The organism is Streptomyces sp. GD-15H (assembly GCF_045291515.1).
Classification (GTDB): domain Bacteria; phylum Actinomycetota; class Actinomycetes; order Streptomycetales; family Streptomycetaceae; genus Streptomyces.
The window spans coordinates 775,511-788,953 of sequence record NZ_CP149447.1; the positions used below are offsets into that span (position 1 = coordinate 775,511).

Below are 13,443 nucleotides of genomic sequence, written 5' to 3' on the forward strand. Positions count from 1 at the left end.
TGGCGATCTGCTGGTCCTTGGTGGCCAGATCCGCGCGCGGCGCGTACCGGGTGCCGCCGAAGGCCTCCCAGGTGGACTGGGTGAACTGGAGCCCTCCGTAGTAGCCGTTGCCGGTGTTGGTGTCCCAGTCGTCGCTGGACTCGCAGGCGGCGACCTTGTCCCAGGTGTCCACGTCGGCCGCCTGGGCCACGCCGGTGCCCAGCAAGGGAAGCGCCATCCCGGCCCCGCCCGCGGTGACGGTGAGTGAGGCGCGGTTGATCCTGTTCGGCTGATACCGGCGGTGCCGGCCGCGCACGGCCATGGAGTCCCCCTCGACAACGCGTCAGAAGGGGCAAAAGTAAGCGCTGCGAACTGGCTGTGACAAGACGGCTATCGGCCGCGCGGATGCGCCAAGTGGCCGGTTTTTTCGCCTGTTGCGCCCCGGTTGAGGCCGTCGTGCGGCACGCTCGCACGGCGGCGCGGGCGTGCGCCGGACGCGTGCGTGCGCGCCGGACAGGTCCGGATGAGTACGGAGGGGGATCCCGTCCGTATGTGGCTGCGGGGTGTCGTGGGACCCGCGCGTGCGGACGGGGTAGCGGCACGTCAGGATGGTCGCGACGGTCAGAATGGTCGACGGCGGGGCTGGCGGGCACCGACCGGCGGCACAGCAGCCCGACAGCACCACCGTCACCCCGGCAGTACCGATACCAAGGTCACCTAGGAGCCATCCAATGAGCAGTTCAGCGCAGATCGGCGTCACGGGTCTCGCGGTCATGGGCCGCAACCTCGCCCGCAACTTCGCCCGCAACGGCTACACGGTCGCGGTGCACAACCGGACGTCGGCGCGCACGCGTGCGCTGGTGGAGGAGTTCGGGCACGAGGGCGGTTTCGTGGCGGCCGAGACGGCGAAGGAGTTCGTGGCGGCGCTGGAGCGTCCGCGGCGGCTGGTCGTCATGGTGAAGGCCGGTGAGCCGACGGACGCCGTGATCGAGGAGTTCGCCCCGCTGCTGGAGCCCGGTGACATGATCATCGACGGTGGCAACGCCCACTTCGCCGACACCCGGCGCCGCGAGCGCGCGCTGCGGGAGCGGGGCATCCACTTCGTCGGCACCGGCGTCTCCGGCGGCGAGGAGGGCGCGCTGAACGGGCCGAGCATCATGCCGGGTGGCTCGAAGGAGTCGTACGACTCGCTCGGTCCGATGCTGGAGAAGATCTCCGCCAAGGCGGCCGACGGGGCACCGTGCGTGACGCACGTCGGTCCGGACGGCGCGGGGCACTTCGTGAAGATATAAGTGCACAACGTCTCGTAGTTTGGCCGGGCCGCAGGTCAGGACCATGCTGAGGAGCCGTTGGTCAGCAAACTCCCAGCACGAGTCAGGAGACATGCGCTTTGGCGACCCAGCTCATACGCGGGATGGGCAGTTTCTTCAAGAGCTGCGCCTGCGTTCGGCAGAACCGTTGCTCCCACCCCTACGCCATTCGCTACCGTGACGCCACCGGTCGGCAGCGCGAGGAGACGGGGTACGCGACACAGCAGTCAGCACTCGATCGGCTGACCAAGGTCTACGAGGAGAAGCGGAACACTCCGCGCGCTCAGGCCGACCTCAAGCGCGACATCGGGAAGCAGCGTTTCGGCGAGTACGCCACGAGCTGGCTCACCCGGCAGCGCCATTACACGCCCAGCAGTGTCCGCACGGTCAGCCAGGTCCTGCACAGCCAGGTCCTCCCCGTCTTGGAGTCACGCCGGATCAGCACGTTCACGTCGACGGTGGTGGAAGACTTCATCATGTCGATGGAGGAGCGTTCCGTTAGGCCGGCGGCACAGCAGAACGCGTTCGACACCTTCAAGAAGATTCTCCTCGACGCCCGACGTCGCGGGGGGATCACCGAGAACCCGTTCGACGGAGTGATCTCGCCCGAGTACATCCCACGGAAGATCACCATTCCGACGCTGGATGAGATCCATGCCATCAAGTCAGCCGGCAGCGACGAGTTGCGCATCATCATCGACCTCATGTCCGGCTGCGGTCTCCGGAACGGAGAGGCGTACGCCGCCAACGTGGAGCGGATGGTCGCCGATGACGTCTACCGCATAACGGAGCAGATCGACGGGAGAACACGGCAAAGGGCACGCCTCAAGCATCGCAAGCCCGGTGAGTTCCGTGAGGCTCCCATGCCAGGGACGGTTCGTGAATCCCTCCTTCGCTTCGAGAAGGAGCACGGAACCGATGCCAACGGCTACCTGCTGCAGAGCCAGCGTTCCTCGCACTGGGGGCACTCGACACTGGAGTACCAATGGGGCGTAGCGAAGAAGAAGGCGGGCGTCACCAGGAAGCTCACTGCCTACTCCTTGCGTCACTTCTTCGCTTCGAACTGCCTGGGCAGGGGGATACCCATCACAGACGTCGCAGAGTGGATGGGACACAAGAACATCAACATGACGTTCCGGATCTATCGCCACCTCATGCCGGCATCGATCGGCCGCGCCGCAAAGCTTCTCAACGAGGGATTGTAGAACGAAGGGGGCCGGGAGAATTCCCGGCCCCCTTCAGGAGACCTTCTGCTGCTGTGCCCAGTTGTCCAGATCCGCGACTTTGAACCTGAGCTTCCCGCCGAAGTAGTACCGCGGCAGTCCATGACGCTGGGATTCCCGGTACATCCAACGTCGGCTCAGACCGAGGTACGTAGCTGCTTCATCAACCTTCAGATACTGATGGACGAGTCCATCGCACCGCGTGCCAGAGATCGACTGACGTCCACTCACGCCGGGATCACCTCATCAGTGGTCCGTACTTCCCTCTGCGCTTCCGCGGATGCGCCCACGTCCTTGAGGCGCTCCCGTCGGTACAGCTTCTTCACGTGTGCCTCGGACACCTTGAGGACTTCAGCCACCCGGGGAGCCGACATCCCGGACCCGGCCGCCAGTCGGACGAACTGCTGCCGTTCTGCCCTGGTGAGATGCACGTCCCTACCTGACAGCGCGGCCATCACACGAGCAGAATCGCATCGGAGCTCGAAGCGGCGTCGGACAGCCTTGCGCTCCGCCTCCGTCATCCCGCCTCGAACTCCGTACGTATCACCGCAATGCAGAGCGGTTTCCAGGCATGTCCTTCTGACCTGGCAGGAGGAGCAGATTCTCTTCGCCAAGCCAACGCGTTGATCATCCGCTTGCGCCGACGGGAAGAAGAGGTCGGGATCTCTCGCCACCTCGACCGCCACGGCGCATGCCGCTCTTCCCTGCCAAGCCTGGTCTCCTCTGATCCGGGACCCGGAGTGCCCTTCGTACATCGCTGATGCTTCCTGTTCAGATGCGTGCGTTGGGCCTGGGAACCGCCGGCGGTCCACCAGACGTACAAAGCATCCGAACAAGTGCCGGTTTCCCCAACCGGCGATCGTCGGCTATATTGTGCCGCCCCCGCGCTACCCGTTGCGATCGTCGGCCGTCTCCAGTCGATGAGCTACATGATTCCCTTCCAGTTCCACGGACGCGGCCCGCGGCGACCACGCAGGCAGTCAACGCGGTACTGGGCTTGATCTGCCCACTCGGGATTACTAGCGGCGTGCTGGGCCGCGTATGTCACCATGCGGAGTTCCCGAGCGCCGGCCAAGATCGGGTAACCGGCCCAGTCGGTTACGTCGTACCCATACGCGGCACAGAACTCGTCGTACTCCGTCGGCGTGACCGCACCTGTCGTCCGCGCACGTACGGCTGTTGAAACCAGATCCCATTCCGGTGGGCCCAGAGAGAAGCGCTCCAGGTCGATCATCAGCGGGCCCTCGGCAGTGCGGATCAGGTTGCCGGGCCAGGCGTCGCCGTGAACAGCGCAGTCCGGGCGTCCGGGTGGGCGCTCTTCCCACGCTGCCACAAGTTCTTGGTGGAGACCCTTCAGCCACTCACGGTCCTTACTGATCAATGTAGTTGCGGCCTCCAAGCGCTCGCTGACACGTACGAACGGGTCCAGGTGACCAAGTTCGATATCGGGAGCAGGCAGCGCATGGAGGCGTTTAAGCAGCTGGGCGACCTCCGTGTGACTGCCATGCTGGTGTGGCGGGAGTTCCTCCCAGAAGGTGACGGGTCGGCCGCCCGCTTCGACCGGTTGTCTGACGTCGGCGAGGCGGACGGCCGGCATGTGGTTCTCGGCGAGCCATCGTGCAACCCGTACTTCTCGGAGCGCGGCTGTGGTCTGGCCACGCCGCGCGATTCGAACAATCACATGCTGTCCGGGCAGCCTCCATATCTGGTTCTCCGCCAGCCGTACGGGCTCGGCCCCGCGGGGGTCGAGCCCCACGGCGACGCATGCCTGTTCGAGGGCCTCTCGGGCGGGGGCTGCTGCCGAGGTGGTCATGCGGAGACCGTAGCGGCGATGCGCTCCCGCAGGGCGACGGCCTCCGCCACCTTGGGGTGCTTGGTGGCGAACGCCCCGAGCTGTCGCAGGTCGTCGGCGGCCCGGCGGGAGGTGAGCCGGCCCACCTCGTCCAGCGCGTCGTGGCCGATGGCGGCGGCCTGGCGGGGATCGCCCTTGGCCATGACGAGTGCGGCGAGTTTCGTGCGGGAGATGGCCCGGGAGCGTTTGTAGGCGTCCGAGTGGCCCTTCACGGCGGTATCAAGGCGGCGGGCCGCCCGCCCCGGGTCCTGGTCCGCGAGGATGACGAGGTCGAACAGCCCGTGAGCGGTGTCGCCGTTGTGCTGGGCCTCGTCGTAGTAGGCCATCCACGGCGGATCCTCGGACGGGCGAGCGTGGGAGAACGCCTCGTCGGCCTCGCCGACAGCGGCCATGCAGTCGCGGACGTTGCCCATCTTGCCGAACGCTCTGGCCCGTGCCGTGTGCAGCATGGCCCGCTCGGTGGCGGTAAGTCGATCGGAACGCACCAGGCCCTTCTCGGCGTGCGTGAGCCCGTCGTCGGGCTGACCGAGCCACACGGCCTGGCGTGCGAGGAACGAGTATGCCTTCGCACGCAGGTGCCAGTCCCCTGCTTCTTCGGCGCGGTCGGCCGCGAAGAGGAACGTCGCGGTGGCGTAGGTGTGGTGGTAGGAGTCGAAGGCCGAGGCGCCGACGACGATGCCCAGCCGGGAGACGGCCGCCAGGAGGTCGGACCGCAAAGTTTCCGGGCACTTGGCGCTCAGGAGTCCGGCCGCCCACTGCATCGCACGACCGGCGACGTCGCCGACCATGCCTCCGCCACCGAACTTGTTGTCCCAACCGCTGATCGCGGTGGCTACTTCCTGAACCTGGTCGACGTTGTGGGAGCTGATCGAATCGGGAAGCGTCAGCTCGTACGGGGCAAAACCGTGCGTGAGGTCTATGGGGGCAATGGCGGCCAGGCCGCTGACTTGGAGGAACGCGCGTCGGTCCACGGGCTCGGGGCTCCCAAGGCGAGGAGGTACTTCGTCACTGCCCAGGATGCGGCCTCGATGCACCTGAACCATTGCCTCCGGCCCCTTGCGAGAGCGCTTATCGGCATCAGGGCGCTTTTTATCGGCATCGCGGAGGCTGAAGGCCATCGGCCATGCCCGTTCGAAGACGCCGCCGGTCTCCAGCACCTTGTCCAGGCGCTGGGCCACCTCCAGCTGGCACGAGGGGTACTGCCCCTTCTCGATCGACAAGATCATGTCATCGCTGACCTGTGCCAACCGTCCCAGAGCCTTGGCCGAGAGGCCATCTGCCTTACGTCGGAAACGCAGCTCACTGCCGAACCAATCCTGCGGAGAGGCTCCCGGGTTGAGCGGCTTCTCTGGCTGCGGCATGTCCGTTCCCCATCCTCGCGATGCCGAACTCTTCGGCTCTCGGCATCAGGGCCTGCACGACGAACGCGTGCTCTGCCTCAATGGTTGCTGACCGATTCGGTCCCAGTACACACCGCAACCGCCCCCCGATGTAGGGCTTCCGGCGCAACGGACGGAGCATCGATGAGCACACTTCTTCAAAGCCCCGGCGCGGGCCCATCGACCCGAGCCGCGTCCAGAAGCAGCCGGGGCCAACTCGACATGACCTTCCAGCTCGAGAAGAGGCACCTGGGTCTCGTGCGCGGTGTGGTGCGTCACCACCTCGCCTGGTGGGGGGTCAGCGGTGAGGTCGCCGAGCTCGTCCTTCTCGCCGTGAACGAGCTGCTGACGAACGTGCTGGTGCACACCAGCCCGGATGAGAACGGGTGGCGCTCAGCGAACCTGCTCGTACAGCACGTCCCAGGCGGTGTCACCGCGGTCGTCCGCGATCAAGACCCTCGGCCGATCGTGCGGAAGACAGCGGCACCTCTCGACCTCGGAGGCCGGGGCCTCGCTCTCGTGCGGGCGTTGGTCGACGAGTTCTCGGTGGCGATGTCCGGCGAGGGGAAAGACGTGTGGTTCTTCATCGCCGATCCCGAACACCATGCCCCGCAGACCGCCGAGCCCACGGAGTCGTAGTGCGCAGGGCGTACAGAACAGCTCAGTCATTCCCACTACACGCTGCGCTCCGCAGGTCGTTCGCTTGCGTCCGCCCAGTAGCTCGGGTCGAGCATCTCGCCTGGCCAAGCCGGCTGACGGACCGGACCCTGGGGCCCCATCTGTTCGAAGTACGGCGCCAGGTCGATCACGGGCGTCCCATCGACGGCATCGAGGTCGGTGACCAGGAGGTCTCGACCGGCCACGTCGAGCAGCCGTGGGTAGCTGATCGCGAGCTGGTTCGGCCGCCGGTGGTTGCGGTGCACGAAGGTCCCTGTGGCCGGCCAGCGCGTGTCTCCTCGGGGGCTGCGGGCATGAAGCTGCACCTCCTCCGGGCGCGCCAGGTGGAAGCGCCACGTCACCGTCAGGTGCGAGAACCCTTCGATCCCTTGCAGGGTTTCGAGCGGGTACTCGTCGTGGAGACGGATGATCGACCGGACTCCTCCCTGATAGTCGTCCAGGACGCGGGTGTGTCCCCCACGACCGTGGCGATCGGCCTGACCTCGTACGTGGAGACCACCGTTCGTTCCTCTCGCTCGGCAGGGCGCGTTGGGCGGCATCCCGAGGGTGGGGGCGCCGCCGTCCGGATCGATGTTCAGCCTATGGTGCGGAGCATTTCGCGTGCGCGGCGGTCCAGCTCCACAACGTGCCGGCCGCCGCGGTGCCGGACGGGCGAGAGGTCGCTCTGCATGCGGACGATGACGTCGCGGGCGCGGCCGGACTGGACGCCGGACATCGCATCGAGGGCTTCGCTCCAGGTGGCGCATGCCTCGTCGAGGCGGCCCTGCTGGACCTGGACGGCACCCAGGTAGCCGAGGGTCACGCTGTGGGTGCGGGCGTACTGCTGCCGGCGTCGGGTTGCGACGCTGCGCTTGAAGTGGATCTCCGCGTCGAGTGGCCGGCCCAGGTCGCGGAGAGCGCAGGCGGTCTCGTGGGCGAGGGAGGCTTCCTGGAAGAAGCCCACGCGGCCCGGCGCCTCGTTGTTGTCGGCTCGGGCAAGGTCCCGCTCGGCGCGGCTGATGGCCGCGAGGGTTCCGGGGCGGTCACCGTCGGCCGCGAGGGCTCGTGCGTGGACGATCGCGAGCAGGGCTTTCTCCCGGGGGCTCGCCTGGCCGTAGCGGTCGCGGGACATGGAGGCGTCAGCCAGGGCGAGCGCTCTGCGCGGGTGCCCGAGGTCCACGGCTTGGTGGGCAAGGGCGCGCAGGATGTGGCCGCCGAGCGGTCCGTCGTCGGCTTCGGCTGCGATGCGGGCGGCAAGGGTGAGGTAGCGCTGGGCGGTGCGGTGTTCGGAGGCATCGAAGGCCATCCAGCCGGCGAGGTAGGTCATCTCCGCCACGGCCGAGTACGTGTCGCGGCGGAGCTGTTCCGTGCGGAACCTGCTGCCGAGCAGGGGCACCGCTTCGTCGCGAAGGTGGCCGGCCAGGGCCGAGCGGCCGGCGGCTCCGCCGCGCTGCTGGTCGCGCGCGGAGTAGAAAGTCGTCAGGTCGCGGACATCGTCGATGTCAGCCTGGGTCGCCAGCCGCGGGGAGACCGCTGGCCGCTTCGCCGCTGCGGCGGGGGCGGCTGCCCACCACGAGGCGGTGGGCAAGGCGAGGCCAGCGGCCGAGTATGCGGCAGTCGCCAGCAGTTTGCGTCGGTGCATATCGAGGTCGTCGCTTCCCAGCTCGGCCAGCACGGTCAGAGGGTCGACGCTCCAGTCGGAACCGCTGTCGGTTTGGCCTGTGGCTTCACCTTCCAGCCCGAGGTCGGCCAGGATGAGGGGGCGGCCGAGTCTGCGGGACAGCGTCTCGCGCAGGATATGAGGTGCCTGGCCGCTCGGTTGTGTGCCCTGCACCCACATGGCGATGTGCGAGCGGGAGATGGCCTCCAGCTCACGCACCCCGCTCTCCGCGGCTACCCGGGCGACCGCTGCGGCTGCTTGTGGCTGGGACCAGCCGGTTTCGCGCAGGAGTGCGGCGAGGGCTTCGTTTCGCGCACGGGCCAGGGGCTGCCCCTCGGTTCCGAAATGATCTTTGACGCCTTTGACGGCCCCGGGGGTCGCGCAGGCATACCCCTCGGCGGCGATTCACGGTTCGCTCAACGTAGCGACCAGATCACTCACTTTGCACGACGACCGACGCCGCCGCACGGCGAATCCCGATCAACTTGGCTTGATTCGAACAGGAGTTGTGTCATGCGCCTTTCGCTGGCTCCACGGCAGGCGGACGGTCAACGCGCCACGCCCGGCAGGAAGGCTCACGTCACTGACGAGCCGGTCCGGCGGCGCGATCAAGCGGCGGCCACGGCGGAGACGGTGGCGCTCGTGCTGGACGAGGAATCGCCGCTGCCGCAGACCGCTGCCGACGTGGAAGACCTCGCGAGGCGTCTGCGGGGTCACATCGATCAGCTCGGCGTCATGGTGCCGAATGAGGAACCGGCGCTGCGCCGCGCCCAACAGCTCGGCTCGGCGGGGGTCCCCGACGGCTGTATGCCCAGCAGGGTGTATCTGGTCCAACTGGCCAAGGCGTCCCAGGAACTCGCCGCGGCAGTGGGGTCCTGCGGCAGCCACCGTGCGAAGCAGCAGCGGGGACGGCGTCGTTGGACGCCTGGAATCAGCGTCCTGCGTGGCGCGGTCTTCGCCCTCGCACTCGCCTGCCTCGTCCTGGCTGCCTCCGTGCCGCGGACATGACCGTCACCGGAGCGGTTCTGATCGTTTTGATCCTCGGTCCCACGGCCTGGCTGGTTCTCCGCGGTGACCGCGCCGTCAGTCCCCGCAAGTCGGCGAGGAGACCTCGCCGGTGCAGATCGAGTCGCCGCCGCGACGGTGCCCCGCCTCACCGACAGTTCACCGGCCGCCCCTGACGGCCCTGAAGCCCACCCCGTTCGCGGGGCCTAACGGAGATCTACACGATGAAACGCCTACCGCGCATCGAGCAGTACGACCCCACGATCGGGCGGCAACTGGGCAACTTCCCGCAGGCGTACAGCCACATCGGGGTGATCGGGTCCGCGCTCCTGCTGCAGCAGCTCGACGCGGGCGTGTCCGCGACCGAGCCGGACGTGCTCCTGGTGGCGGGTGTCTGATGAACGCAACCGCCACGACCATGGTCATCCTGTCCGCCGCCGCGGCGATCGTCGCCGGGGCAGCAGCCTGGGTTACCCACCGCCGCTGGCAGAAGACGCGGCAGCAGGCCCACCTCCTGGCCCGCGAACAGCAGGCCACCGAGCGTGCCCTGCACATGCTGGTCCACGAGACGCTGCCCCACATCCACCAGACGGGCGGCCGGATCTCCGTGCCGACCGCTGCGCCGGAGCTGGCCGGCACCGCGGTCGGTGAGCAGCTGACCACCCTTGTCAAGGGCACCGTCGGCGTCGTCCAGGCCGTGGTCCGCGACATGCGGTACGCGGCGCACCAAGAGATCGAGCAGGCGAAGACGCGCGGTGCGGAGGAGTTGCGGCATGCGCACACCGTCGCGCAGGAAGAGATCGCTCAGGTACGGGCCACTGCGGTGCGGTCGACCGAGGCCGCGGTGCGCAGTGTGTCGTCGGCTCTGGTGGGCATGGCCGCCAAGACCAGTCGCAAGGTCAGCGAGGGCGTGCGCGCGCACGAGGACGACGCCGCGTTCGAGACGCTGACCGGTATCGACCACACCGTCCAGCAGATGCTGCTGGTCGCCCAGGGCTGGACCATCCTGGCCGGCGGCAAGCTGACCCGGCACTGGCCCACCACGACGCTGACCGACGTGGTGCGGGCCGCGATGGGCTCCGTCGAGGACTACCAGCGCGTGCAGCCCCAGGAACTCAGCCTCGCGGTGAGGACCCGCGTGGTCGGGCCCGTGGTGCACACCCTCGCGCTGCTGCTGGACAACGCGCTGCGCTTTTCGCCACCGAAGTCGCGCGTGCACGTGTCCTTCGAGCAGGGCCACCACGGGGTCACCGTCTTCGTGGACGACAGCGGCCTGCAGATGACTCCGGAGCAGCTCGACGCCGCCCGGGACATCCTCACCGGGCAGCGCACGGACGACATCACGCAGCTCGGCGCCCGCCCACAGACCGGGTTCCGGGTCGCCGCCGCCCTTGCGAGCGCCTACGGATTCCGGGTCGATGTCCAGGCGCCCAACTCCCTGCTGGGCACTCGCGCGCTGCTCACCCTCCCCCAGGACCTTCTCACCACGGTGCCGCAGGCTCCTCCGGCATCCCCGCAGGGCACACCCGACGCTGCTCCGGCCGCGCTCGCCCCCGTCCCGGACGGTCGGCTCCCTGCACTCGCCCCGGTTCCTGCACCTTCGCAGCCCGCCCTTGCCCCCGTCCCCCCAACGGCCGGGGAGCCCGCCCACGAGCCCCCGGCTGTTCGTACGACGGCCGGCGGACTGACGGTGCGCAGCCGCCGTGCCGCGCCCGCCGCCCCGCCTGCTCCCCGCCCGGCCAACGCCGAGCCGGGACGGGCGAGCGTGATCGCCGCTTGGGCTCACGGCACCCAGCGCGCCCGCGTCGAGCAGGACACCTCCCACCCCACCGCCGACAACGACCAAGGACACGACGCATGACCGACAAGAAGATCGGCTGGCTCCTGGAAAGCCTGGAAGACACCGCCGGCGTGGAGTACGCCGTGCTGGTCGCTGCGGACGGCATGAGCCCAGCCCACACCGACCGGCTGCCGCGCGAACGGGCCGAGAAGATCTCGGCCATCGCCTCCACGCTGTGGGGGGCGTCGCGGGCCTACGACCGGGAGACGAGCGGCGGGGGCGTCCGCCAGTTCGTCATGGAGTCGGTCGACCACATCTCCCTGCTCATCCCGGCCGGCGAGAACACGATGCTCGCCGTGCGGACCGACAGCCCGCACGCGGACATCGGGGTGATCAGCGAGGCCGCGCTGCGCCTGGCCGCGAGCGTGGGTGACCAGCTGGGAGTCGAGACGCGCGTCGCCGGCGGCGCGCAGGCCCCGCTGGCATGAGCAGGCCGCGGCAGGACCCGGATCTGGTCAGGCCCTACGTCCGCACGGGCGGACGGACCCGCCCCGGCACGGACGTGCGCCTGGAGAGCGTGGTCTTCGCCGCGACCGGCACCCGCCCCGGACTGAACACCGACGCACGCCGCGTGCTCGCCCTGTTCGCACCCGCGCAGGGCGGCGGGCTGGCTGTCGCCGAGGTCGCCTCCGCATTGGCCCTCCCGCCCTCGACCACCCGCATTCTCGTGGCCGACCTCATCGAGCACGGACTGATGACCCTCGCCCAGCGCCAGGACGACGACCGGCCCCCGGCCTCACTTCTCGAAAGGGTTCTCCATGGCCTTCGCGCTCACGCCTGACCGGTTCGTCGCGCCGACGGTGACGGAGACCGCGAAGATCGTGGTCGCCGGAGCCTTCGGCGTGGGCAAGACCACTTTCGTCGGCAGCGTCTCCGAGGTGCCCCCGGTGCACATGGAGGAGACCATCACCCGGGCGAGCGCCCTGGTCGACGACCTGGCCCGCACGCCGGCCAAGTCCACCACCACCGTCGGCGTGGACTTCGGGCGCAAGCACCTCGGCGACGACCTCGTGCTCTACCTGTTCGGCACCCCGGGTCAGGCCCGGTTCAGCTTCCTGTGGCAGGAGTTGATCGTCGGTGCCCTCGGCGCCCTGGTCCTCGTCGACCCGCGCGACCTGGACGCCTCCCACGAAATTCTCGGCCTCCTGGAAGAGAACGGCGTCCCGTACGCGGTCGCGGTCAACCAGTTCGATGGCGCCCCCTGCCACCCGCTCCAAGAGGTCCACGAGGCCCTCGCTCTGGAGGGCCATACACCGCTGACCGTGTGCGACGCCCGCGAGCGGGCGTCCTGCATGCAGGCCCTGATCCAGCTCACCGAATATCTCGCCCGTCTCGCGCACCGTCTGGAGCCCCGACCGTGAGCACCGCGACCCACCGCATCCCTCTGTACGAAACGGACTTCGCCCAGAACCCGCACGCCGCCTACCGGCGCATGCGCGAGCAGTGCGGCCCCCTGGTTCCCGTGGACCTGGCCCCCGGCGTGCCCGCCACGCTGGTCGTCGGGTACAAGGAGGCCCGCCGCATCCTTGGCGACCCGCAGCGCTTCCCCGCCGACCCGCGCCGATGGCAGACGTCCGTCCCCGGCACCTGCCCCATCCGGCCGATGATGGAGTGGCGCCCCAACGCCCTGCGCTCGGCCGGCGCCGAGCACGCCCGCTACCGGGCCGCGAACACCACCGCCCTCGGGGCCGTCGACCAGCACGCGCTGCGCGACCACGTCGAACTGGTCGCCGAGCAGACCATCAACTCCTTCAAGGCCGCAGGCAGGGCCGACCTGCTGTCGCAGTACTCCTGGCCCCTGGCGTTCCAGACGCTCAGCCACCTGCTCGGCTGCCCCGAAGAGGTCGGCCACCGGATCGCCGACGGGATGGCGAAGATCTTCGACGGGGTCAACGCCTCCATCGGCAACCAGATCCTCCTCCAAGCCGTCGCGGACCTCGTCGCCCTGCGCCGCCGGCACCCCGGCGACGACGTGACCAGCAGACTCCTCACCCACGTCGCCCAGCTCGACGACACCGAGATGGGCCAGCAGCTCATCACCCTCTACGGGGCCGGCATCGAACCCCTGACCAACCTGATCACGAACACCCTCCTGGAGATGCTCACCAACCCCGAGTTCTCCGGGGACCTGCACGCCGGCGACGCCTCGGTCCGCGAGGCCCTGGACAGCGTCCTCTACCGTGACCCCCCGCTCGCGAACTTCGCGATGACCTACCCGCCCCGGCCGGCCGACATCGGCGGATTCCTGCTGCCGGCCGACCAGCCGGTGGTCATCAGCTACGCGGCCTGCAACAACGATCCCGCCCTGGGATCACACCGGCCGCTGGGCAACCGGGCCCATCTCGCCTGGGGCGCCGGCCCGCACAGCTGCCCGGCCAGCTCGCACGCCTACCTCATCGCCGAAGCCGCCATCCTCCACATCCTCGACGCGCTGCCCGAGATGGACCTCGACGGCGACCGCGACGACCTCATCTGGCGCCCCGGCCCCTTCCACCGCTCCCTGGCCGCCCTGCCCGTCACCTTTCCCACCAGCTGAAA

At 68.9% G+C, this 13,443-nt stretch carries 14 protein-coding genes and 4 pseudogenes; 10 read left to right on the forward strand and 8 right to left on the reverse strand.

All coding sequences use genetic code 11. The features are described from left to right. Nucleotides 1–10 precede the first annotated feature (10 nt). Nucleotides 11–301: pseudogene (locus tag WJ438_RS03770) on the reverse strand (transglycosylase family protein); the annotation flags it as partial. 409 nt (nt 302–710) lie between these two features. Here WJ438_RS03770 and WJ438_RS03775 point away from each other — a divergent pair. Next, a pseudogene (locus tag WJ438_RS03775) lies at nt 711–1,268 on the forward strand (NAD(P)-binding domain-containing protein); the annotation flags it as partial. Between the two features lie 125 nt (nt 1,269–1,393). Then, nucleotides 1,394–2,494, forward strand: a complete 1,101-nt coding sequence (locus tag WJ438_RS03780; RefSeq protein WP_406723943.1) for a tyrosine-type recombinase/integrase — start codon at nt 1,394–1,396, stop codon at nt 2,492–2,494. Between the two features lie 33 nt (nt 2,495–2,527). On the opposite strand, the gene WJ438_RS03785 is transcribed toward WJ438_RS03780, so the two are convergent. From WJ438_RS03785 to WJ438_RS03805, 5 genes and pseudogenes are all read right to left on the reverse strand, one after another. After that, entirely contained in the window at nt 2,528–2,743 is a 216-nt protein-coding gene (locus WJ438_RS03785) for a helix-turn-helix domain-containing protein (protein WP_363038842.1), read from the reverse strand. Further along, complete coding sequence (locus WJ438_RS03790) at nt 2,740–2,943, reverse strand: helix-turn-helix domain-containing protein (protein ID WP_406729969.1); 204 nt, start codon at nt 2,941–2,943, stop codon at nt 2,740–2,742. The genes WJ438_RS03785 and WJ438_RS03790 overlap by 4 nt, the downstream gene beginning before the upstream one ends. Nucleotides 2,944–3,021: 78 nt before the next feature. Next, nucleotides 3,022–3,267 (reverse strand): annotated as a pseudogene (locus tag WJ438_RS03795) (WhiB family transcriptional regulator); the annotation flags it as partial. Between the two features lie 170 nt (nt 3,268–3,437). Further along, nucleotides 3,438–4,325 (reverse strand): aminoglycoside phosphotransferase family protein, encoded by an 888-nt coding sequence (locus tag WJ438_RS03800; RefSeq protein ID WP_406723944.1) that lies wholly within the window; start codon nt 4,323–4,325, stop codon nt 3,438–3,440. Then, a complete protein-coding gene (locus WJ438_RS03805) occupies nt 4,322–5,725 on the reverse strand; it encodes a helix-turn-helix domain-containing protein (RefSeq protein WP_406723945.1) in 1,404 nt (467 codons plus the stop codon). Before WJ438_RS03805 ends, WJ438_RS03800 begins: the two co-directional genes overlap by 4 nt. A 240-nt stretch (nt 5,726–5,965) precedes the next feature. Here WJ438_RS03805 and WJ438_RS03810 point away from each other — a divergent pair, with 240 nt between their 5' ends. Continuing rightward, on the forward strand, nt 5,966–6,382 hold the full coding sequence (locus WJ438_RS03810; protein WP_406723946.1) for an ATP-binding protein: 417 nt from the start codon (nt 5,966–5,968) through the stop codon (nt 6,380–6,382). 35 nt (nt 6,383–6,417) lie between these two features. On the opposite strand, the pseudogene WJ438_RS03815 reads toward WJ438_RS03810, so the two are convergent. Then, nucleotides 6,418–6,920 (reverse strand): annotated as a pseudogene (locus WJ438_RS03815) (SAM-dependent methyltransferase). 75 nt (nt 6,921–6,995) lie between these two features. After that, complete coding sequence (locus WJ438_RS03820; RefSeq protein WP_406729579.1) at nt 6,996–8,384, reverse strand: Tat pathway signal protein; 1,389 nt, start codon at nt 8,382–8,384, stop codon at nt 6,996–6,998. 189 nt (nt 8,385–8,573) lie between these two features. Here WJ438_RS03820 and WJ438_RS03825 point away from each other — a divergent pair, with 189 nt between their 5' ends. From WJ438_RS03825 to WJ438_RS03855, 7 genes are all read left to right on the forward strand, one after another. Then, complete coding sequence (locus WJ438_RS03825) at nt 8,574–9,068, forward strand: DUF6415 family natural product biosynthesis protein (protein WP_406723947.1); 495 nt, start codon at nt 8,574–8,576, stop codon at nt 9,066–9,068. 221 nt (nt 9,069–9,289) lie between these two features. Continuing rightward, a complete protein-coding gene (locus WJ438_RS03830) occupies nt 9,290–9,463 on the forward strand; it encodes a hypothetical protein (protein ID WP_406729970.1) in 174 nt (57 codons plus the stop codon). Then, on the forward strand, nt 9,463–10,926 hold the full coding sequence (locus tag WJ438_RS03835) for an ATP-binding protein (RefSeq protein WP_406723948.1): 1,464 nt from the start codon (nt 9,463–9,465) through the stop codon (nt 10,924–10,926). Before WJ438_RS03830 ends, WJ438_RS03835 begins: the two co-directional genes overlap by 1 nt. Beyond that, a complete protein-coding gene (locus WJ438_RS03840; protein ID WP_355891419.1) occupies nt 10,923–11,333 on the forward strand; it encodes a roadblock/LC7 domain-containing protein in 411 nt (136 codons plus the stop codon). The genes WJ438_RS03835 and WJ438_RS03840 overlap by 4 nt, the downstream gene beginning before the upstream one ends. Further along, nucleotides 11,330–11,686, forward strand: a complete 357-nt coding sequence (locus tag WJ438_RS03845; RefSeq protein WP_406723949.1) for a DUF742 domain-containing protein — start codon at nt 11,330–11,332, stop codon at nt 11,684–11,686. Before WJ438_RS03840 ends, WJ438_RS03845 begins: the two co-directional genes overlap by 4 nt. Next, nucleotides 11,664–12,266 (forward strand): GTP-binding protein, encoded by a 603-nt coding sequence (locus WJ438_RS03850; RefSeq protein WP_406723950.1) that lies wholly within the window; start codon nt 11,664–11,666, stop codon nt 12,264–12,266. The genes WJ438_RS03845 and WJ438_RS03850 overlap by 23 nt, the downstream gene beginning before the upstream one ends. Then, nucleotides 12,263–13,441: a cytochrome P450 gene (locus WJ438_RS03855; protein WP_406723951.1), complete on the forward strand. Its 1,179-nt coding sequence runs from the start codon at nt 12,263–12,265 to the stop codon at nt 13,439–13,441. Before WJ438_RS03850 ends, WJ438_RS03855 begins: the two co-directional genes overlap by 4 nt. Nucleotides 13,442–13,443: the final 2 nt, after the last annotated feature.